The following is a 21155-nucleotide window of genomic DNA, read 5'->3' on the forward strand; positions in this document are numbered from 1 at the left end:
GGAAAGTATTGCATCCGAGGTTTTTTGCGTCAAGGCCTGCGGACTTCGAACCTCAGGATGGCCGCGGCCTCGATCGCCTTCCAATCGATGCCGATGCCGAGGCCTTGGCCCGGCGGCGCATGGACATAGCCCTGGGCGTCGGTGCGGATGACGTCTTGCGCGCCATATTCGAAGGCGGGGTAGGGAACGGGCTGCTCGAAATAGGTGCAGTTCGCATAAGCGAGCATCATATGCAGATTGGCCGCCTGGGTCAGCGTATAGCCCCAGCATTGGATCTCGACATCCATGCCGAGCGCCTCGGCCAGCCCCATCACCTTGCGCAGCGGCGTGATGCCGCCGCAGATCGTCGCATCGACCCGAAGCGCGCTCCAGGCGCCGGCCTTCGCCGCCTGCGCCAGGGCCTGCAGATCGAGCCAGGTATTGCCGGCGGCGATCACCGGCACCGTGCTTCGGCGCCGCAGCTCGCAATAGCCCTCGATGTCGGTGTCGAGCAAGGGGGCCTCGAACCACCTAAAGCCGAGCTCGCTCAAGCGGCGCGCGACCTTGACGGCGCCGATGCGGTCGTAACGCTGCTCGACGTCGAGCATCAGAGCGAGATCCTGGCCGTGGAAATGTTTCGCCACCGCCTCGCACATGGGCAGGTCGCGCTCCGGCACGCACCAGCAGTGGAATTTGACGGCTTTGAACCCCTCGCGCCGTCTCTCGCCGACATAGTCGATATAGGCCTGGTTGTCGGCGAGGAGCGGGGTCGAGGCATAGCTCAGGACCTTGTCGCGGGCGCCGCCGAGCAGCTGGTAGAGCGGCAATCGCGCATGCCGCGCCGCCATGTCCCACAGAGCGATATCGATGAGCGAATGGGCCTGCGGCACCATAGGCGTGCCGAGATTGCGCAATTTGAGCCACAGGCTTTCTCTTTCACCTGGATGCCGGCCGATGATGTCGGGCAGGATATGGCGCAGCGTCTCGCCGGTGGCGCGGTCGAAACCATGAGGCGTGATCATCGCCGCGCCGGCAATGCCTTCGAGCCCGCTCGCCGCGGTGAGGCGCAGGACGATATTGGCCATATACTGCCCGCTCATACCGTCGGCCCAGGTGTAGCGCTCGACATCGGGTCCGACGACGAAGACTTCCGCTCTTTCGATGGCGTGCTCTTTCATATTGCCTCTCTGTTGAATGTGGGGGGTTGCGTGCTGCTTTCACCATGCCAGCCGGGATGGCTGAGGAAGTCGCGGGTGCGGGCGACACGGGCGGCGGTGAATATCTCTTTCGGCGTGCCCTCCTCGATGGCCCGGCCCTTGTCGAAGACGGCGACACGGCTGCGGAAGCGCTAGCTGCGTGATCACGAAATGTGGGCACCGCAGTGCCGGGCCTGCTGGGTAGCCAAAATCAGGAAATCGCCGTCCCTGCGCTGACGTTACAGCGGGAAGGGGCATCTCATACGCCCGACCCGCGTTGCAAGGCCCCGCTCATCCCTGACTCTTGACGGGACCCGGCTGGTTGAGTCCGCCCACCCCCAGTTTTCTGCCGCTCGCAAGAAGGTAGTAGCCAAGGCGGACAACCTGCGCATGCTCGCCCTCGACGTCTATCCGGAATTTGAGCCGTATCCGCAGCTCATTCTGGTTTGGCCCCTGTTCGCCGACGGTGTCCCAGCTGAGTTCGCTGACTTCCCATTGCATGAAGTCGTCCTCATCCGGACTGGTACTGTCGAACCCGTCGATAGTGACTTTGGGGACAACGTTTCTGACATCTTCCCAGAAAGGACCAACCAAAAGGCGCACATCATAGGTCTCGACAACGTTGTCGTCTTCGTTTCCCTTGAGACTGCCGGTGGTTTTGACGCTGCCTTGTACGACCACTCCGACATGCGATTCGGTTTCCGGTTGAAAGAATCCGCGATGTTCCGCTTCGAACGCACTCTGTGGGGGCTCGAGAATGATTGCCATCGCTGGCCTCCTTCTGACGGCTGCACGGGCGACAGAACCAGTGTACCTGAAGGAACGCACGATAACAAATAGTCGGCCTGGTCTAGCCCATGCCCAGTTCGCGCTTGCGGCGCTGGGCCCAGGCGCCGATCAGCCTCTCGGCAATGATGCCGATGAAGGCTATGCCGAGCCCGGCGAGCAGGCCTCTGCCGGTATCGGCGCCGGGCAACGCCTTGTAGATTTCCTGGCCGAGGTCGCGCGAGCCGATGAGCGCGGTGATCGCCACCATGGCCAGCGCCATCATGATGGTCTGGTTGATGCCGAGCAGGATCTCGGGGAATGCCATGGGCAACTCGACCTTGCGCAGCCGCTGCCAGCCGGTGGCGCCCGCGGCGGTCACCGCTTCGAGCGTCGTCGTCGGCACGCGCATGAGCCCCAGATAGGTGAAGCGTATGGCGGGCACCGTCGCATAGGCCAGCATGGCGATCACATTGGAGAGATCGCTCGTCTGGAACAGCATGATCACCGGAATCAGATAGATGAAGCTTGGAAAGGTCTGCAGCGTGTCGCAGATCGTATTGATGACCCGCGCCGCGAAGGGTCGCCGCGCCGCCCAGATGCCGAGCGGTATGCCGATCAGGACGCACAGGACTGTGGTGCTCGTGACCAGATAAAGTGTCAGCATCAGCGGCGTCCAGAAGCCGGTGATCATCAGGAAGCCGAGGAGGAAGATGGGCAGCAATGCCAGGCGCCAGCCGCCGAAAAAATAGCCGACCAGCGCCGGCGCGCCGATCACCACGGGCCAGGGCAGCCAGAGATAGAAATCGCGCAAGGGCAGAAGCATCCAGATGGTGATGCCGTCGCGCACCGGCTTCACATAGGGAAAGAGATTGCGCGATATCCAGCGCACGCCGTCATTGATGGGCCCGCCATAGGAGAGCGTCATTTCCCTGGGCAGGACGGCCAGCGCCGGCAGGACCTGCGCCAGCACGATCGAAGCCACCAGTACCGCGCAGAAAATCGCAAGGTGACGATGGCGCCTGAGCCAGGGCGTATGCGGGGCCACCCGCTCGGGCAGCCGGCGCATATAGGCCTGAGTCATGCGGTCGAGCACAATGGCGATGAGCGTGATCGCGACCCCTTGCTCCACTGCCTTGCCGATCTGCAGCTGCTGCAGCGAGAACAGGAGCTTTTGCCCAAGCCCCGAGGCGCCGACCAGCGAGGCGATGACCGCCATGGCAAGCGTCTGCATTACGGCCTGGTTGAGGCCGAGCAGCAAGGTCCGCTCCGCCGCGGGCAACTCGACCTTCCATAGGAGCTGCAAGGGTGTGCAGCCCGACATCTGGCCGGCCTCGATGATCTCCTTGGGGACAGTGCGGATGCCGAGGATGGTGCATCGAGCCATCGGCGGCAGGGCGAAGATCAGCGTCGCCAGCATGGCCGGCACCTGGCCGAAGCCGAACAGGATCACGACCGGCCCGAGATAGGCCATATGCGGCGTGGCCTGCATCACGTCGAAGATCGCGTTGAGGACGCGCTCGACGCGGGCGTTGCGCGTCGCCCAGATGCCGAGCAGAAGGCCCATGATGACCGCGAGCGGCACCGTCACGATGACGATGGCGAGCGTCTGCATCGCATCGGGCCACAGGCCGAAGATGGCAAGATAGAAGCTGGCGAGACCGCAGAGCAGGGCGAGCGGCCGCCCGCCGATCCAATGACCGAGAATGGCGGCGGCGCCGACGATCACGGGCCAGGGCAAGGGCGGCAGTTTCCAGGCCGGTATGCCGCGATAAAGCAGGGCCTCGACGAGATTGAGCGGCTGCGCCAGGCACCAGGCGATGATGCGGGTCACCGGCTTCGCCGTTGCGGCGAACCAGGCAAAGAATTCGGTGACCCAGCCGCGCACCGGCAGGATGAGCGTATCGGGCCATTTGTCGAGCCACGGCACGAGTTGTGCGAGAACGGCCAAAAGAAGGACGACCGCGATTGCGATCGGCGCGGTGAGCCGTGGGGTCCGCGCAATGCCGGTGCCGATGCGCGCGGCCGACGCGATCATTTGGCGCCGCCGGGATAGAGGGCGGCGATCATCATCTCGCGATTGATGGCGCCGACCGGCTGTCCCGCATCGTCGATGACGGCGATGGTCTTGTCGGAGGACAGGACCAGCGCCGCCGCATCGCCGATCTTGGCGGAAGCCATCACGTTCACGCCATTGATCGGCACTTTCTTGGGCGAGGCCACCGCACCCACGGTGAGGATACGGTCGCGCGGCGCGGTGCGGGTGAACTCACGGACATAGTCGTCGGCCGGATGAGACACCATGGCTTCGGGCGTCGCGAGTTGCACTAGGCGCCCGTCCTTCATGATCCCGATGCGGTCACCGAGCCGGATCGCCTCGTCGAAATCATGCGTGATGAAGACGATGGTCTTCTTGAGAAGCTTCTGCAGCCTGAGGAACTCGTCCTGCATTTCGCGGCGGATCAACGGGTCGAGCGCCGAGAATGGCTCGTCGAGAAACCAGATATCGGGCTCGACCGCGAGCGAGCGGGCAATGCCGACCCGCTGCTGCTGGCCGCCCGACAGTTCACGCGGGAAGTGATCCTCGCGGCCTTCGAGACCGACGAGCTTGATCACCTCGCGGGCCCGCTTCTCGCGCTCCTCGCGCCCGGTGCCTCGCACCTCCAGCGGAAAAGCGACATTGGAGAGGACGCTGCGGTGCGGCAGGAGGCCGAAATGCTGGAAAACCATGCCCATCTTGTGGCGGCGCAGCTCGATGAGCTCGGTGGGTGTCGCCTTGAGGAGGTCGGCGCCATCAAGCAGGATCTGGCCTGTGGTCGGATCATTGAGGCGGGTGAGGGCACGTATCAGTGTCGATTTGCCCGAGCCCGAAAGCCCCATGACGATCAGGATCTCTCCCGGATAGACGTCGAAGGAAACGTCGCGCACCGCGCCGATGTAATGCTCGTCGCGGAAGTGCTCATCCTGGGGCGCCTGGCCGTGCCGCGCCATGAAGCCTGCCGGATCCGGGCCGAAGACCTTCCACAGATTCCGGCAAGAGATTTTCGCGCGCCCTGTCATCCGCTCGCTTCCAAAAGGGAGAGAGGCGGACGCAGGCTCGTGTCCGCGTCCGCCGGGATCCGGATCATCGCCGCTTATTGCAGCCAGGCCTTCCAGACGGCCTCGTTCTCGGTGACCCACTTCTTCGCCGCATCTTCCGGCGTCATGCCCTCGACATCGACCATGGCGGCTGCGGCCGCGATCTGCGGATTGGTGAAATTCACCTTCTTGAGGATGGCAGCGGCCTTGGGCCACTTCTCGGCGAGTTGCTTCGATCCTGCCTTCTTGAGATAGCCCTTGGCGGGCGCGCCGCAATCATAGACGGCGTCCGGGTTCACGCCCCATTTGGGATCGCTGAGGCATGCCGCTTCGTAAGTCGGGAATTCGACGAACTGGCCTTCGAATTTCGCCTCGATGAAATTCGGCGTCCAGTTGAAGAGCACGATCGGCTCCTTGCGGTCATAGGCGGCCTGAAGCTCGGCCCACAATGTCGCTGCCTGCCCGACCGGCACTTCCTGGAAGTTCATCTTCAGCGCCTGGATGCGCTCGGAATAGTGCTTGCCCCAGTCGGCGGGCGGTCCGACGAACCTGCCCTTGCTGCCGGTCTCGGCGGTGGCGAGCTTGCCGGCGCAGGCATCGAGCGCCTTCCAGTCGGGCAAGCCCGGGCACATCTCATTCATATAGGTCGGATACCACCAGTCCTCACGCGTCACCGCTTCATGAGCGCCTAGGTCGACGGCGCCGTTGGCGAGCGCCTTCTCGAAGGATTCGGCTTGCGAGCCTTCCCAGACCTCGACCTGGAAATCCATGTCGCCCGCCGCCAGTGCCGTATATTGCAGCTGCGTGTCGGAGGACTTGTATTCGACATTATTGCCTTGCGCCTGCAGGATCTGGCCGACGACATTGGAAAGCACGAGCTGGCTCGTCCAGTTGTTGGTTACGATCTTGATCGGATCGGCGGAATCTTCCGCCATGGCCGTGGTCGCAAGGACCGCCAATGCTGTCGCGCCGAGCAGGCCGGTCTTCGTGAACGTCTTGATCATTGTCATATTTCCTCTCCCGGTGCGGGGAGACTTTCATCGCTCACGCCTCGCCCGCGTGTTCTCGTGTGAGCCGATGGGAGAAGGCTACCGTTCCCTTGTTAATGCGTTGGTGGAGCTTGGTGAAAGTGATGGAAGATTTTGTGAAAAGTTGTTAAAATCGAGAAAGTCATGAAGCCATCTGCCGCTCATATCGTCATCGTCGAAGACGATCCGGTTACCCGGGCGAAGCTCGCCGCCTATTTCGCCGCCGTCGGCTATCGGGTCAGCGAGGCGGAAGACGGCGATTCTATGCGCGAGATACTGGCCGAGCGGCCGGCCGATCTTCTGATGATCGACATTCAATTGCCGGGCGAGGACGGCTTGCAGTTGACCCGCGAGCAGCGCGAACGGTCGGAAGCCGGCATCATCCTGGTGACCGGGCGGACCGACACGGTCGACCGCATCGTCGGCCTCGAGCTCGGCGCTGATGACTATGTCACCAAGCCCTTCGACCAGCGCGAGCTCCTGGCGCGGGTCAAGAATCTCCTGCGCCGGGTCCGCCGCAGCGGCGTCGCGGCCGAGATCGGCATGGTGAGGAAGTTTCTCGGCTGGACGCTCGACCTGGGCAGCCGCACCTTGCGCGACAACTCGGGCGAGTTCACCGATCTCACCCGCGCCGAGTTCAGGGCGCTGGCGCTCCTTTCCGCCAATCCCGGCAAGGTTCTGTCGCGTGACCGTTTGCTGCACGAGATCGCCCATCGCGATTGGGATCCCGCCGACCGCACGGTCGATGTCGTTGTGCGCCGGCTGCGCCAGAAGCTCGGCGACGATTCGCGCCATCCGCGCATCATCGTCACGTCGCATGGCGAAGGTTATCTCTTCGCCGCTTCTCTCAAAGGTTAGAGGGCGAGGCTCCCCACATTGTCCATCGCTTCCCGATAGGACTCCTCGCATTGGCGCAGGTGCCGGGCGGCCTTGAGGCGGTTGCCGGTCCGCGTCGAGATCTCGAGCGCACGGGCCTCTTGGCAGAGTTCGGTGAAGCCCGCCGAGGCGGCGGTGCTGTAGGTCGCGTGGGCGAGGTCCTTCAACTTCCTGAAATCCCTGGCCTGCAGAGCTTCATGCATCGCGGTGAAGCGCGGCGGCAATGTTTCCTCGACGATCGCGAATATGCGGCTGACCGCCGCTTTCCCGATCAGGCTCAAATCGGCATCCAATTGCGCCCGGTCCACGGCCGTGTCCACCGTTACCGAGGCGATCGCGCGAGCGAGCGTTTCGATCGTCAGCGGCTTGGCCACATAGGCATCCATGCCGGAGGCGAGATAGCGGTCGACCTCTTCCTTGAACACATGCGCCGACATGGCGATGATCGGAACCCTCGCCGTGCCGGAAGCGGCGCGCAGCTCCCGCGCGGTCGCCATGCCGTCCATATCGGGCATGCTGATATCCATGAGCACTAGGTCCGGTCTGTCCTTGCCAAATTGCGCGATGGCCGCATAGCCGTCGCACACGGTGACAACCTCATGGCCGAGCCTGGCCAGGAACTGCGAAGCGACGAGACGTGTCGCGGCATCGTCTTCGACCACCAGGATTCTCAGGCAGGGGCTGTCGCCGCTGGCACAGGGCCGCGGCAAGGTGGGCAATGGCCGCCTGGCCGAAGCCCGCGGCATCTCGATGTCGAGGGTGAAGACGCTGCCGCGGCCGAGGCTCGACTCGACGGTGAGCGTGCCGCCCATGGCGCGGGCGAAGCCGCGTGAGATCGCAAGGCCGAGACCGGTTCCGCCATAGCGGCGCGTGATCGAGGCATCGGTCTGGGTGAAGGAGTCGAATATGTGCCCCTGCTGGCCGGGCTCGATGCCGATGCCGGTATCCTTCACCGTGATCCGAAGGGCGTGCCGGGACTGCTCCCGGCCGATCACGGCGGCCTTCACCGTGACGCCGCCGCGCTCGGTGAATTTGATGGCGTTGCTCACCAGGTTGAACACGATCTGCCTGAGCTTGCCGGCATCGCCGGTATAGGCCGCGGCGAGACGTCTTTCGATCGTCAGGGACAGCCTGAGATTCTTCTCGCGCGCCGACGGCCGCATGAGATCGACGATGCCGCGCAGAAGGTCGGCGAGATCGAAGACCACGGGATCGATCGTGACCTTGCCCGATTCGATCTTCGAATAATCGAGAATGCTGTTGAGGATGCCGAGCAGTGTTTCGCCCGAATTGCTGGCGACCGTCACATGCTCGCGCTGCGCCGGGGTGAGATCGTCTTCCTTCAGGATGCGCAGCATGCCGAGCATGCCGGTCATCGGTGTGCGGATCTCGTGGCTCACGGTGGCGAGGAACGCCGACTTTGCCTGGCTGGCCATTTCGGCCTGCTCACGCGCCTGGGCGTGGCGGGCCACTTCCAGCCGCAGCTCGCCGGTCCGCTGATCGACCAGGCCCTGCAGTTCCTCGCGGTGGCGGCGCAGCTCCTCATTGGTGCGTTCGCGCTCGATCTCCAGTGCGCGGCGTTTCTGCGATTCGTCGCGAAAGGCGACCACCGCCGAGGACAGCGCCTTGAGCTCTTTCGTCCCTTCCGCCGCCACCGCAACCGAAAGATCGCCGTCGGTCAGGCGCTGCATCGCGTTGGACAGCGCCGCCAGCCGACGCACGATGCCGCGCTCGACATAGAACCAGACGATCAGTCCGGAAATCGCCACAGCGACGAGCGACGTGACGAGGAGGATGTAGAAGCCGGCATCGAGGGCGTTCTGCGCCTGCGTCGATATCGTGCGGGCGAAGCTCTCGGAGCTACGCAGCATGCCTTGCGCCACCTGGCTGACCTCGGCCGACAGGTTCTGGTTGGCCGCAGCCACGCTTTCAAGCTCGTCGGCGATCGTGATCAAGCGCAGGCGTTCGCCGAACAGGCTGGCGCCGACCGGCGCATTGCCCGAGGCGGCCTGCAATATCTCGAGGAAGGCGGATGCCTGGTCGCGTCGCACTGGGTCGTCGATGCTGGCGACACGGCGGCGGACGACCCGAAGATGATCCTCAAAGCCTCGGGCTATCTCGGCCACTTCGCCGCGGTCGATCGTCCGCGTCAGCTGATTGGCGAGGAGCCCGATCTGCGAGCTGCGCAAGCGCAGCTCCCACATCCGGTCGAGCAAATAGATGTCCTGCTCGATGAGACGGTCGAGCGCCTGATAGGCCGCTTCGCGCCGCTCCCCGTCATCGATCAGGCCGTAGAGGCTCGATATGACCGCTGAGGCGCCGGCCGACGAGTTGGATACTAGGGTTTCCGACAGATCGACGATCGATGTCGCGGCCCGGATGGTGCGCTCGGCGCGTTGGGCAAAGGTGTCCTGCAGATGCAGCCTTTCCTTGACCAGCCGGTTCTGGGCCGCGAGATTGGCCACCAGCGCATCGACGGTTGCCGAGAGCTTGCCGACCGTGGCGCTGTCGAGCGAGGTGAGGCCGGCGTCGCTGACCGATTTGCGGATCTCCACGGCGAGGGCGGAGAGTTCCCGCTCCTGCGCCGCCCGGGAGGTTTCATCGCGGACCGCCGTCAGCGCCGGAGCCGAGGCGACGAGCCGCGCGGTGGTTTCCGCGGTGCGCTGTGCCGAGGCCACGGCCGGCAGTGCCTGGCTGTTCACCAGCGTTTGCGCGCCGGAGATTTCGCGCAGGATCAGCCAGCCGGCGATGCCGGAGGACAGCGACAAAGCGGTGATTCCCAGGAAGGCCAGGAATAGCTTCGCGCCGATGCCCAATCTTGACAGCATTGCCGCTCCACCAGATGCTTGCGCCGGTCATGATACATGGGCGAGACACGATTGGAACAGGCGGATGAAGGGAACTCTCTTTGCGGCAGGGCTGGTGCTGGCGGCCGCAATGCCGTCCGCAGCCGCCCAGGAGTCATGGCCGGTCGACAGATGGAATCCGTCTTTCGACTATGGGGGAGAGGCGCAGGCCCTCGCCTATGCGCCACTCGAGGTCGCAACCAGGCCCTGGCGCATCTGCGCCTCCTATCCGCATCTCAAGGATTCCTATTGGCTGTCGGTCAATTACGGCATGGTGGAGCAGGCCCGCCGTCTCAATGTGCGGCTTCGCGTCGTCGAGGCGGGCGGCTATCCCAATATCGAGCGGCAGAAATCGCAGGTCCGCCAATGTGCGGCGACGGCCGACGCGCTCATCGTCGGAACCGTCTCTTTTGACGGCTTGACTCCGCTCATCACCGAGCTCGCAAAGCGCATGCCGGTCATCGCCGCGGTCAATGACGTCAACGATGCGGGCATCACGGCGAAGTCCGGCGTCTCCTGGGTCGCCATGGGCAAGGCCATAGGCGATTACTTCGCCAAGCTTCACCCCAAGGGACAGAAGCCGGTGAAAGTGGCTTGGTTTCCGGGGCCGCGCGGTGCCGGGTGGGTGGATTTTGTCGAACAGGGCTTCCGTCCGGCGATCGAGAAGAGCGCTGCCGATATCGTCGCGGTGAAATGGGGCGATACCGGCTTCGAAGCCCAGCTCCTGCTGCTCGAGGAAGTCATCGAGGAATATCCCGACATCGACTACATCATCGGCAGTGCGGTCACCGCCGATGCCGCGGTCAGCCTGTTCAGGGCCAAGGGTTTGTCGGAGCGCATCGGCATCCTCGCCGACTATTTCACCCACAGCACCTATCGCGCCATCAAACGCGGCAAGGTGATCGCCGCCCCCACCGATTCGCCCGTGATGCAGGGCAAGATCGCGCTCGATCAGGCGGTACGCGCCCTCGAAGGCAAGCTTTCCGTCCGTCATGTCGGGCCGCGGATCGAGATCGTCGATCAGGCAAGCCTGGCCGGAATCGATATCGCCAACAGCCTGGCGCCCGCCTCCTTCACGCCGGTCTTCGAAGTGAAATAGAAGGGGACTCGGCGACCGTGGAGGTCGCACTGGTCAGCTGGACTCGCTCACCTTGTACTGCGCCTGCTCGAGCCATTGTGGATTGATCTCCACGCCCCAGCCCGGCCGGTCGGTGATCTCGACATGGCCGTCCACGACCTTGTAGGGATCCTCGACGAAGAGGCCGTCCTGCCAGGGATAATAATCGAGGCCTTCGATCGAGAGCTCGAGATATTTGCCCGCGTTCGGGATCGCCTTGAGGAAATGCATCGTGCACATAGTGACGAGCGAGAGATTGGCGCTGTGCGGCGTGCAGGGAAGGCCGGCCTCGGCGCCGAGGCGCGCGACATGGAGCGAGCGCGTGATGCCGCCCAGATACATGATATCGGGCTGGATGATGTCGACCGCCTTCATCCCGATCATCCGCTCCCAGGCGGTGAATTCGCAATCCTGCTCGCCGCCCGTCACATCGAGATCAAGCGCGTCCGTCACCTGCTTCGTCTGGTTGAACTCCCAATAGGGACAAGGCTCCTCATAGTGGCCGATTCCTTCACCTTCGAGCATCCGCCCGACCTCGATGGCGCGCTTGGGCGAGTAGCAGGAATTGGCATCGACGAGCTTGTCGATGCCATCGCCGAGCGCTCTCGCGACCAAAGGCACGATGGCCTCGGTGCGGCCGGGCCACTCGTCCTGATCGCGGCCGCATTCCGCACCGACGCGCCATTTGAAGGCGGTGAAGCCGTTATTGTCCTTGAGCTCGAGGAAGCGGCGCGCTTCGTCCTCAGGCAGGATGTCGCGCTTCATCGATGAGGCATAGGCGCGAAGCTTTCCCGGCATGCCGCCGATGAGCGAGACGACCGGCTTGCCGTCGAGCTTGCCGCGCAGGTCGAAGAGCGCGGTGTCGAGCCCGGTGGTGGCGCGGCGCAAATAGGAGCCGGGGAATTTGTGTTCCTTTTCATTGATGCGCGCGAGCGTTGGGGCGAAATCGATGGCATCTGTGCCCAGCGCATGGCGGGCGACCTGGCGATGGAAGATTTCGCAGGTGATGTCGGCATTGTAGGTCGAGACCTGGCCCCAGCCCTGATCGCCCGTATCCGTCGTGACGCGGACGAAGCCGACATATTCATTGGTGAAGGTCTCGAGTTTCTGGATGATCATGCCGTCTTCCCCATAATATCGTTCTGACATAGACTCTCTGCGCGGCGCACACAATTGCCACTCCGGCATTGGACTATCATGACAATTGAATGGGATTATATCGTCGTCGGCGCAGGCTCGGCCGGTTCGGCCGTTGCGGCACGGTTGAGTGAATCCGGCCACCATCGCGTGCTGCTGCTGGAAGCAGGCCCATCCGACCGCAATTTTTGGATCAGGATGCCGATCGGCTATGGCCGCACTTTCTATGAGCCGCGCGTCAACTGGATGTATGAGACGGAGCCGGTCGAGGGCTTCGCCGGACGCATCAGCTATTGGCCGCGCGGCAAGGTGCTGGGCGGATCGAGCTCCATCAATGCCATGGTCTATTCGCGCGGCCAGAAATCCGACTTCGATGAATGGGAGGCCATGGGCAATCCAGGCTGGGGCTGGCGGGACGTGCTCCAGACCTATCGCAAGCTCGAGGACCATGATCTGGGGCCGAGCGAGTGGCATGGCAGCGGTGGCCCGCTCCATGTCACCACCATCGATCGTCATGCCCATTCTTTGAGCCGCTTGTTCATCAAGGCCGCGCAGGAAGCGGGTCTTGCCTTCAATCCCGATCTCAATGGCGAGACGATCGAAGGGGTGGGGCTTTACCAGATCACGACGCGCAACGGCTTTCGCGAATCCGCAGCCTCCGCCTATTTGCGCAAGCGGCGCGCCAATCTCGAGATCATCACCAACGCTCAGGCCACGCGGATCATCTTCGAGGGAAAAAAGGCAGTTGGCGTCGCCTATCAGCAGCGCGGAACGATGCACGAAGCGCGCGCGCAGCGCGAGGTCATCTTGAGCGCCGGTGCCATCGGCTCGCCGCATCTGCTGCAATTGTCGGGCATCGGCCCGGCGCCGCTGCTCAAGCGCCACGGCATCGACGTGGTGTCTGAGAATGATGCCGTCGGGCGTCATCTCCAGGACCACCTCTGCTATGACTTCACCTATCGAAGCCGTGCGCCGAGCCTGAACGATGTGTTGCGGCCGTGGCATGGGAAGCTGCGCGTCGGTCTCCAGTATTTATTGACGCGCACGGGGCCTCTGTCGATGAGTCTCAATCAAGGCGGCGGCTATTACCGTTCGCATCCCTTGCGCACGGCGCCCGACATCCAGCTCTATTTCTCGCCTCTGACCTATGAGAAGGCGCCGCCCAAGACGCGGGCTTTGATGAGCCCCGATCCGTTTCCGGGCTTTTGCACCAGCATCTCGCCCTGCAAGCCGAAGAGCGCCGGTCACTTGGAAATCAGATCATCCGACTGGCGGGCCCATCCGGCTATTCATCCCAATTATCTATCCGAGCCCGAAGACCTCGCGACCATGGTCGCGGGGGCGCGCTTCCTGCGCCAGCTGGGCGATGCGCCGAGCTTTGCCCAAGTGATCGAGACGGAACTCAAGCCCGGGAAACAGGCCGAGAGCGCTGCGGACTTCGCAACCGACATTCGCGAGCGCGCCTATTCGGTCTTCCATCCCGTCGGCTCATGCCGGATGGGACCTGATCCCGCATCGGCGGTCGTCGATCCACGGCTGCGGGTGCATGGCATCGAGGCCTTGCGCGTGATCGACGCCTCGATCTTCCCCACCATCACCTCGGGCAACACCAATGCGCCCTCGATCATGGTCGGTGAGAAGGGGGCGGAGCTTCTTTTGAAGGAAGCCTAGCGCGGCATCACGCTAAGCTGCCAGTCTCCCTCTCTGCCGTTCATGATGCCTTCGAGATCGAGCTTGATGCGTCGATGTGGCCGCAATCGCCGCGGTGATCCCGTCCACGCCGTGACGGCGTCCTGGCTCAGGCATAGCCGCGCCCGGCCGATGTCGCGGCTCACTCTGATGCTCGGCTTGAGAGCGGGTACCCCGCGATCTGTCGCCAAGGCCGGATCCCATCTCTGCGGCACGACATAGTCGATGCCATCGCCGGCGGTGAGACAGGCAGCACTTTGCCGCGGTTCAAGGCGTCCCTGGATGAAGCGCGCCGCGAGATGTCCCGCCCTGTATCCTTCGACTGCCGCCCAGCCGCTCGATTCGACCGGGCGCAGCATGTTGCCGGCGGCGAATATGCCGGGGAGGCTTGTGCGCATCGCCTGGTCGATCACCGGGCCCCGCGTCTTGGGGTCGACGGCGATGCCTGAGCCCGAGAGCGCTGCGATTTCCGGAATCCATCCGCCGGTGAGAACGACGCCGTCACAGGCCAGATCGATCAGACCTTCCGCCGTCTCGCATCTGATCGCCGTCACCTGGTCATTGCGGGCGATGATCTCCCGCAACCGGGCGCCCAGGATGAGATCGGCACCGAAGGCCCGCGCCATCCAGCGCGCCGGGGCGATCGACCGGATAGAGTCTTCCGCGCCGATCATATGGCTGACCCTGAAGCCGCCATGCCGTGCCGTCATGAGCGCCGAGAAGGCGACATGCTCGGTGCCGATGACGGCGAGGCGCCTGATATGATCGGGCAACGCGACCTTCCGCGCCACCAGCTGTTGGAGCTGGCCGGTGGTGAGGATGCCCTGCTCGGGCCGGGCACCCGGGATCATCAGGTTGCCGCGGTTCGACTCACGAATTCCCGTCGCCAGCACCAGCGCCTTGGGTCTCAGTGTCCGGTTGCCCAATCGCGGTCCGACGATCTCGATTGCCGGACCCTCGCGCACCGAGATCAGTGTCGTCGCGCACTCGACCGCCACATTCGTTCCGGCGAGATCGCGCATCAGCCGGCGGGCGAAGGCCGGTCCGCGATAGGGCCAGTTCACATACTCCAGGCCGAAGCCCGGATGGTCGCAGAAGCGCGGCAATCCTCCCGGCGCATCGTCACGATCGATGACGAGCACATCCTGCACACCTTGAAGGGCGGCGGCGTGTGCCGCGGCAAGGCCGGCGGGCCCGGCACCGACGATCACCAATTGAGGCCCGCTATCCATGCGACGCCGCATCGAACAGTTTCTGCATCCTGGCGCCGCAATAGAAACCCTGGCAGCGGCCGAACATCACGCGGGTCCGGCGCTTCAGGCATTTGAGCGAACGCGGCGGCACCGGTGCGGCGAGGGCAGCCTGGACCTCGCCCAGGCTGATCCTCTCGCAATGACAGACGATTTCGCCATAAGCCGGCGCCGTCGCGACGAGCGCTTCGTCCTGCCAGGGCCTCCGCGATGTTTCGGAAAGATCGGGGACGGATATCGGGTGCAGCGCCGCCTTCGCTTTGGCGCGCATCATGCCTGAGGGGATGAGACCCACAACATATTCGGCAATGCCGAGCGCCGCCGACAGCCCGGTCGAACGGATGCCGGCAACCGTGATCCATCCCTCTTCAACGCGCGGGATGATCTGATAGGTGCTTTTGTCGGTCGCAGGCCGCATGCCGGCGAACACTGTCGTGACCGGCTCCCGCGCCAGGGCCGGCACCATCCTCACCATGGCATGGCGCAACTGGGACAGTCCTACTTGCGTGACCGAACGGTCATCCACATCATCGACATCTTCCGCCGTCGGGCCGACAAGGACATTGCCGAAAATGGTCGGGCTGATCAGGATGCCGCGCGTCTCGGGTGTCGGCGCCGGCATGGCGATGACGTCATGGATCGCCCGCGCCGACTTGTCGAGCACGATATATTGCCCGCGCCGCGGCTTGACGACGAAGTCATGGAAGCCGGCAAGCCCGTCGACATGGTCCGCCCGGATGCCGCCGGCATTGATCACGAGCCCGCTCTCGATCTGCCCTTGCGGACCGCTCAGCGTCCACTGCGCGCTTTTGCGCTCGGCCGATGCGACGGGCCAGTTCGAACGGAAATCGACGCCATTCGCGACGGCGTAGCGGACATAGGCATAGGGGGTCGAGAAAGGATCGACGATCGCCTCACCGGGAATCCACAGGCCGCTGACGATCCCTGGACCGAAATTCGGCCAGCGGCGATAGATGTCGCGCGCCTCCAGCATCTCGACGGTGTCGAAGCCGTCGCTGGCCGCGCTGGTCAGCTCGCGTTCGAGAGTCGCCGTCTGCTCGCCGTCCCAGGCCAGCACGATGCTGCCGACCTTGCGGATGGGCAGCCCCAGTTGCGGCGCCTCGCGCATGTAGCGTTCATAGCCGCGGCGCACCAGCTGGCGCTCGAGCGTATTGGCCGGGGTGTCGACGCCGGTGCACATCAGCGCCGAATTGCCCTTGCTGGCCTCATCGCCGGGATCGGGCCGCGCTTCGAGGAGCGCGACACGGAGCTCATGGTGGGCAAGCTCGAAAGCGATGGCGGCGCCGACGACGCCGGCACCGATGATGGCGATGTCGTAGTGATCGCTCATTCGAGCACCGTTGCGGCCCTGGCGATGCATTTGCGCGCATAGTCCTCGAGGTCGGCGCCGGCCTCGCCATGCCGCAGCTGCACGAGACACCACAGGGCCTCGCGGATGGCGGCGGCGATCCTGTACCGGCTGACCGCCGCCCGATCGGCATGACCATAGGCGGAAATGAAATCGCCAAGCTCACCGCCGGTGAGGTCGAAGTTGCTGGCGATGAGCGCGATATCGATCTCGGGCTCGCCATTGCCGGCATATTCCCAGTCGATCAGCTGCAGCTTGCCCGTGGGCGTCACGATGAAATTCTCAGGAATGAGATCGCCATGGACGAGGCAGCGCGCCTGGGCGCGGGGCAGGTCTTCGAGGCATCGGCGCAGCCTGGCGCGAGCGAATGGCAGGGACACATCATCGAGACTGGCGAGATAGAAGAGCGAGATCGTCACCGGGCAGAACAGCGGCAGGTCGTCTGCGGCGGGAATGCCATGCAGCGCATGGAGATGCCGGGCGATCCGCGCGCGCATGTCGGATGAGCCTGCCGCGGCCTGATCGAGCGTGGTGCCGCTGATGAAATCGGTGATAAGGACGCCGTCCTCGGCATAGCGGATCCTGGGTGCCAGCCCCGCATGGGCGGCGAGTTCGGCCGAGCGCCGCTCGGCTGAGCGCAAGATGCCGAGATGCGGAATGTCCTCGCCGCTGCGGGCGAAGTAGCAGCGGCCCCTATCTTCCACCCGGTAGTTGCGATTGGTTCGGCCGCTTTCGATCGGCGTGAGCACCGGCCGGCCCTTCCAGAAGGGGAGCGCTGCGATTCGGGATGAAGCCGTCATCCTTTGACCGCCCCGAAAGTGAGGCCGCGCGCCATATAGCGCGACAGTGAGAAGGAGAGAGCGAGGACCGGTAGGAGCACCACAAGGCCCAGCGCCAAAGCCGGGCCCCAGAGGATGCCGCGATGGGTGAGGGCCAGGCCGACGATCGGCGGCAGCGGGCGCAAATCGCCCGCCACCATGACATTGGCAAGCAGGAACTCGTTCCAGGTGAAGATGAAGACGAACAGCGCGCAGCAGATGAGCCCGGGCAGAGCCAGCGGCAGGATCGCCCGCCACATCGCGCCGAGCGGCGAGCAGCCGTCGATCGTGGCCGCTTCGTCGATCTCGCGCGGGATCTCGTCGATGAAGGATTTGAGGACGAGGATGGTGAAGGGCAGCTGGAAGGCGGTGTTGAAGAGAATGAGCACCAGATAGGTGTTGTAGATGCCGGTCTGCTTGGCGAACAGGAAGAGCGGAACCGCCGCGGCGATGGGCGGGATCATCTTGAGGCTCAATATGTCGAAGAGCACCGCATCCTTGCGCCAGAGGGGGAAGCGCGAGAGGCCGTAGGCCGCGGGAAAGCCGAGCGCCAGCGTCGCCGCTGTCGTCGCCACGCTGATGATGATGCTGTTGAGGAGGTGCTGTCCAACCGCCCAATTGGCGAAGATGAAGCGCCAGTGATCGAGCGTCGGCGCGAACAGCCAGACGGGTGACGGCGACAGGAGATCGCCGTCGCTCTTGAAGGCGCCGAGCCCCATCCAGGCGAGCGGGAACAGGAACATCGAGACGACGAGGCCGTTGGCCGCCACATGCAGGAAAGCGGATGCCGATGGACCGGATCTATTTGGCATCGCTGAGCTCGCGCTTGAACAGAAGCGTGGTGGCGATGAGCACGGCTATGAGGACCAGGAAGGAGACCGCCGAAGCGAAGGCGATGTTGAGATTGACGAAGCCCTCGCGCTGGATGAACAGCGTGACGAGGTCGGTCGCCCGGGCCGGCCCGCCCTTGGTCAGCACATAGACCGTGTCGAAAGTCGCGATGGCGAACATCAGACGGAAGACGACGGCGATCATGATGATCCGCTTCATGAGCGGCAGCGTCACATGGATGAGGCTCTGCAGCGGCGAGGCGCCATCGACGGCGGCCGATTCGAGAGGTTCTCGCGGCAATCCTTCAAGTCCGGCCAGGAGGATGAGGAACATGAAGGGCGTCCATTGCCACACATCCATGATGACGATGGACATGAAGGCGAGCACGGGGTCCGACAGCCACAGGACGCGCCCGAAACCCAGAAGCTCGCCCCAGCTGGTGATGATGCCGAAGTCGCTGTTCAGCATCAGCTTCCAGATCAGTCCCACGCTGACGGGCGTCGCCATGACCGGCAAGAGCAGCAAGGCGCGCATGGCCGGATGGGTGCGGCGCATCCGGCTGAAGGAGAATGCCAGAGCGAAGCCGAGGATGAATTCGAGAGCCACGACCGTGACCAGGAAAAGCCCGGTGACGATGAGCGATTCCCGGAAGATGTCATTGCCGAGCGCCTGCGCGTAGGTGTCGAGACCGACGAAGCGCGCGATCGGGCTGGTGAGCCGCATATTGGTGAAGCTCGCCCACAAGGAGAAGCCCAGGGGATAGATGACGATCAGCAGGATATAGAGAAAGCCCGGCCCGACGAAGGCCATGCCAAGGAGGTTGGGTCGATTGCGGCGAGGGTTCACGGCGCGACGTTGCGTATCGTCACGCCGGCGGACTTCAACGGGCGCAGTTTTGCTTCATCGGTGCAGCCGGTGATGATCTCATGGATTTGGGCGGCGGGCACCGCGGTGATGCGCTCGTTGCGGCCGATCTTCGGCGTGACGGTGACGGCGATGACGCGCGCCGCATGCGCCACCATGCATTTGGCGAGTGCCGCATCGGCGGCATGGGTGAAGGTGAGGCCGCCTTCGGCGCTGAGGCCGTCGGATGAGATGAAAGCCATGTCGGCATTGATCTGCGCCGCCATGGTCTCGGTGAAAGGTCCGGTGGTGGCGAGCGATGTGTGACGGACGAAGCCGCCGAGCAGGCAGACGGTCGCCTTGGGGTTTTCCGCAAGCTTGGTCGCCACATTGACGGCGGGCGTTGCGACGAAGACGTCGAGGCCGGTGGCGACAATGGCCTTGGCGACGCCCATGATCGTCGAGCCGTCATTCATGAACACCGTGCTGCCGGGGGCGATGAGGCTGACCGCGGCTTCGGCAATGGCGCGTTTCTCGGCGACATCCTGGCTCTCGCGAAAAGCGAAATCCTGCTCCGCCGGCCTGACCCCCGGGACCACCGCCCCGCCATGGGTGCGCTGGATTCCCTCCGATTGCTCGAGGGCGGCGAGGTCGCGCCGGATGGTGGCGGGCGAGGCCGACAGGGCCTGGGAGAGGTCTTCCACCGACATGGCCTCCCGGGTCAGCAGGAGGCGGCGGATTTCAGAGCGGCGGCGAGAGGGATTGCGAGGGGAGGGGTGCATATGAGTTAAAGTAGATCACAGTTTGCCAGAAAACAATCACTAACGATCACTATTATTGACATTAATGAGCATTTGATGTTGCATAGGCCCATAAAGACAAGACAGGGAGAGGAAACATGACTTTCGGGCCTCTGACTCGACGCCGGGCTTCCGTCCTGCTGGGCGCCACCATGCTGGCGGGAATGGCGAAGCCGTCCTTCGCCCAGACCGAGATCCGCATCATCGCGACGGGCGAGCCTTATTCGAATGCGATGAAAGCGGCGGCGAAGCTCTTCACCGAGCGGACCGGCATCGCCGTCACCATCGATCAATATCCCTATTCCGAGGCCTATAACAAAGAAGTGCTGCTCGGCACGTCGGGGTCCGATGAATATGACATCATGGTGCTCGACTGCATCTGGCTGCCGTTGTTCGTGAAGAACAAATGGGTTCAGCCCTTCGATCCTCTGGAAGCCAAGGCGAAGCAGAAGGTCGATTGGGCGGGCTTCCTGCCTGGCATCGTCGATGCCTATGACCGCCATGACGGCCAGCTTTATGCCGCGCCGATCGACTTCTTCATCGAAGTGATGGCCTATCGCGCCGATCTTTTCGCCGCGGCGGGCCTTGCGGATGCGCCCAAGACCTGGGCCGAGTTCAAGGCCTATGCGGAGAAGCTCAATCAGTCGGAGGCCGGCGTCTATGGCGTCGTGACCATGCCGGGCGAGCAGGATGCCGGCTATTCGGAATGGACCGTCCGTCTCGCGAGCCTCGCGATGCCGCCTGAATCGAACCAATTCGTCTGGGACAAATCCTTCAAGTCCATGCTGCTTCAGAACGGCAACGGCCAGAAAGCGCTCGATCTCTGGCTCGAGATCAAGCCCTTCGTGGCGCCTGGCGCCAATGAGATGGGCTATGCCGAATCGACCAACGCCTTCATGCAAGGCAATGGCGCCATGTTCATCAACTGGTACATGACCTTCTCCGATGTCGAGAATCCGCAAGCGAGCAAGGTCGCGGGCAAGGTGAAATATGCTCTGCCGCCGCGCCACACGCTGGAAGGACCGCGGCACGATTATCTGGGCGGCTTCCAGGCCGCGATCAGCTCGAAAGCGAAGCAGCCGGTCGAGGCCTATGAGTTCATCGCCTTCCTCACCAGCGACGAGGGCCAGAACCTCATGCTCGAAAACGGCGCGCCCGGGGCCTATCGCAAATTCGTCTATGACGACCAGAAATGGCTCGAGCGCTATCCGTTCCTGGCACCGGTGAAGCAGGCTGAGACCGTGGTGCCGCTGACCTCCGACTTCGCCGAATATGTCGAGATGCAGAGGATCATCTATGACGAGCTGTTCGCGGCCTGGACCGGCAAGAAGTCGTCTGCCGATGCGATGGCGGCGGCCGATGCGAGCCTGAACAGCCTCATGCAGTCGCTGGGCTACCAGAAGCCCTGACCAGCCAAAATTCTTTTCTTTTCAAGCCACTAAGGCTTGTTTACAATCACTGGATGCGAGGAAGGCTGCGACGATATTGATGAAGCCAGCAAAGCATCTGTCGGTCTTTTCGTAGCGCGTGGCA

The 21155-nt window shown here is 63.7% G+C and carries 18 protein-coding genes; 5 read left to right on the forward strand and 13 right to left on the reverse strand.

Going from position 1 to position 21155, the window contains the following annotated elements:
- Positions 1-29: 29 nt before the first annotated feature.
- Positions 30-1157 (reverse strand): mandelate racemase/muconate lactonizing enzyme family protein, encoded by a 1128-nt coding sequence (locus DS839_RS28215; RefSeq protein ID WP_119273848.1) that lies wholly within the window; start codon positions 1155-1157, stop codon positions 30-32.
- Between the two features lie 56 nt (positions 1158-1213).
- On the opposite strand from DS839_RS28215, the gene DS839_RS37055 reads away from it, so the two are divergent.
- The gene (locus tag DS839_RS37055) at positions 1214-1339 is read left to right on the forward strand and encodes a hypothetical protein (protein WP_368911965.1); all 126 of its coding nucleotides are present in this window, start codon (positions 1214-1216) and stop codon (positions 1337-1339) included.
- 127 nt (positions 1340-1466) lie between these two features.
- Here DS839_RS37055 and DS839_RS28220 read toward each other — a convergent pair whose 3' ends face one another.
- The 4 genes from DS839_RS28220 to DS839_RS28235 all read right to left on the reverse strand — a co-directional run bounded on the left by DS839_RS28220 (position 1467) and on the right by DS839_RS28235 (position 6022).
- Positions 1467-1943: a hypothetical protein gene (locus DS839_RS28220; protein ID WP_119273849.1), complete on the reverse strand. Its 477-nt coding sequence runs from the start codon at positions 1941-1943 to the stop codon at positions 1467-1469.
- A gap of 82 nt (positions 1944-2025) precedes the next feature.
- Positions 2026-3978: an ABC transporter permease gene (locus DS839_RS28225; RefSeq protein ID WP_119273850.1), complete on the reverse strand. Its 1953-nt coding sequence runs from the start codon at positions 3976-3978 to the stop codon at positions 2026-2028.
- The gene (locus DS839_RS28230; protein ID WP_119273851.1) at positions 3975-5000 is read right to left on the reverse strand and encodes a quaternary amine ABC transporter ATP-binding protein; all 1026 of its coding nucleotides are present in this window, start codon (positions 4998-5000) and stop codon (positions 3975-3977) included. The genes DS839_RS28225 and DS839_RS28230 overlap by 4 nt, the downstream gene beginning before the upstream one ends.
- 74 nt (positions 5001-5074) lie before the next feature.
- Positions 5075-6022 (reverse strand): ABC transporter substrate-binding protein, encoded by a 948-nt coding sequence (locus tag DS839_RS28235; RefSeq protein ID WP_162918859.1) that lies wholly within the window; start codon positions 6020-6022, stop codon positions 5075-5077.
- Positions 6023-6190: 168 nt separating this feature from the next.
- On the opposite strand from DS839_RS28235, the gene torR reads away from it, so the two are divergent.
- The gene (torR, locus tag DS839_RS28240; RefSeq protein ID WP_119273853.1) at positions 6191-6904 is read left to right on the forward strand and encodes a two-component system response regulator TorR; all 714 of its coding nucleotides are present in this window, start codon (positions 6191-6193) and stop codon (positions 6902-6904) included.
- Here torR and torS read toward each other — a convergent pair.
- Positions 6901-9750 (reverse strand): TMAO reductase system sensor histidine kinase/response regulator TorS, encoded by a 2850-nt coding sequence (torS, locus tag DS839_RS28245; RefSeq protein ID WP_119273854.1) that lies wholly within the window; start codon positions 9748-9750, stop codon positions 6901-6903. The genes torR and torS overlap by 4 nt on opposite strands.
- A gap of 64 nt (positions 9751-9814) precedes the next feature.
- Between torS and torT the strand changes: the two genes are divergently transcribed.
- Positions 9815-10867, forward strand: coding sequence for a TMAO reductase system periplasmic protein TorT (torT, locus tag DS839_RS28250; RefSeq protein ID WP_119273855.1), 1053 nt, complete (start codon positions 9815-9817; stop codon positions 10865-10867).
- Positions 10868-10900: 33 nt separating this feature from the next.
- Here torT and DS839_RS28255 read toward each other — a convergent pair whose 3' ends face one another.
- Entirely contained in the window at positions 10901-12004 is a 1104-nt protein-coding gene (locus DS839_RS28255) for a mandelate racemase/muconate lactonizing enzyme family protein (RefSeq protein WP_119273856.1), read from the reverse strand.
- 78 nt (positions 12005-12082) lie between these two features.
- Here DS839_RS28255 and DS839_RS28260 point away from each other — a divergent pair, with 78 nt between their 5' ends.
- Positions 12083-13693 carry a GMC family oxidoreductase gene (locus DS839_RS28260; RefSeq protein WP_119273857.1) on the forward strand — a complete coding sequence of 537 codons (1611 nt, stop codon included), beginning with the start codon at positions 12083-12085 and terminating at the stop codon, positions 13691-13693.
- On the opposite strand, the gene DS839_RS28265 is transcribed toward DS839_RS28260, so the two are convergent.
- Genes DS839_RS28265 through DS839_RS28290 form a run of 6 tightly spaced genes read right to left on the reverse strand, consistent with a single transcriptional unit; the run spans position 13690 to position 19604 of the window.
- Complete coding sequence (locus DS839_RS28265; RefSeq protein WP_162918860.1) at positions 13690-14943, reverse strand: FAD-dependent oxidoreductase; 1254 nt, start codon at positions 14941-14943, stop codon at positions 13690-13692. The two genes, DS839_RS28260 and DS839_RS28265, sit on opposite strands and share 4 nt — an antisense overlap.
- On the reverse strand, positions 14936-16312 hold the full coding sequence (locus DS839_RS28270; RefSeq protein ID WP_162918861.1) for an NAD(P)/FAD-dependent oxidoreductase: 1377 nt from the start codon (positions 16310-16312) through the stop codon (positions 14936-14938). Before DS839_RS28270 ends, DS839_RS28265 begins: the two co-directional genes overlap by 8 nt.
- Positions 16309-17130 carry a phosphotransferase gene (locus tag DS839_RS28275; RefSeq protein ID WP_119273860.1) on the reverse strand — a complete coding sequence of 274 codons (822 nt, stop codon included), beginning with the start codon at positions 17128-17130 and terminating at the stop codon, positions 16309-16311. Before DS839_RS28275 ends, DS839_RS28270 begins: the two co-directional genes overlap by 4 nt.
- Positions 17127-17960 carry a carbohydrate ABC transporter permease gene (locus tag DS839_RS28280; RefSeq protein ID WP_119273861.1) on the reverse strand — a complete coding sequence of 278 codons (834 nt, stop codon included), beginning with the start codon at positions 17958-17960 and terminating at the stop codon, positions 17127-17129. The genes DS839_RS28275 and DS839_RS28280 overlap by 4 nt, the downstream gene beginning before the upstream one ends.
- On the reverse strand, positions 17950-18789 hold the full coding sequence (locus DS839_RS28285) for a carbohydrate ABC transporter permease (protein WP_119273862.1): 840 nt from the start codon (positions 18787-18789) through the stop codon (positions 17950-17952). The genes DS839_RS28280 and DS839_RS28285 overlap by 11 nt, the downstream gene beginning before the upstream one ends.
- A gap of 32 nt (positions 18790-18821) precedes the next feature.
- Positions 18822-19604 carry a DeoR/GlpR family DNA-binding transcription regulator gene (locus DS839_RS28290; protein WP_119273863.1) on the reverse strand — a complete coding sequence of 261 codons (783 nt, stop codon included), beginning with the start codon at positions 19602-19604 and terminating at the stop codon, positions 18822-18824.
- A 116-nt stretch (positions 19605-19720) separates the two neighbouring features.
- Between DS839_RS28290 and DS839_RS28295 the strand changes: the two genes are divergently transcribed.
- Positions 19721-21031, forward strand: a complete 1311-nt coding sequence (locus tag DS839_RS28295; RefSeq protein ID WP_119273864.1) for an ABC transporter substrate-binding protein — start codon at positions 19721-19723, stop codon at positions 21029-21031.
- Positions 21032-21155: the final 124 nt, after the last annotated feature.

The sequence above is a fragment of the Taklimakanibacter deserti genome (assembly GCA_003574785.1).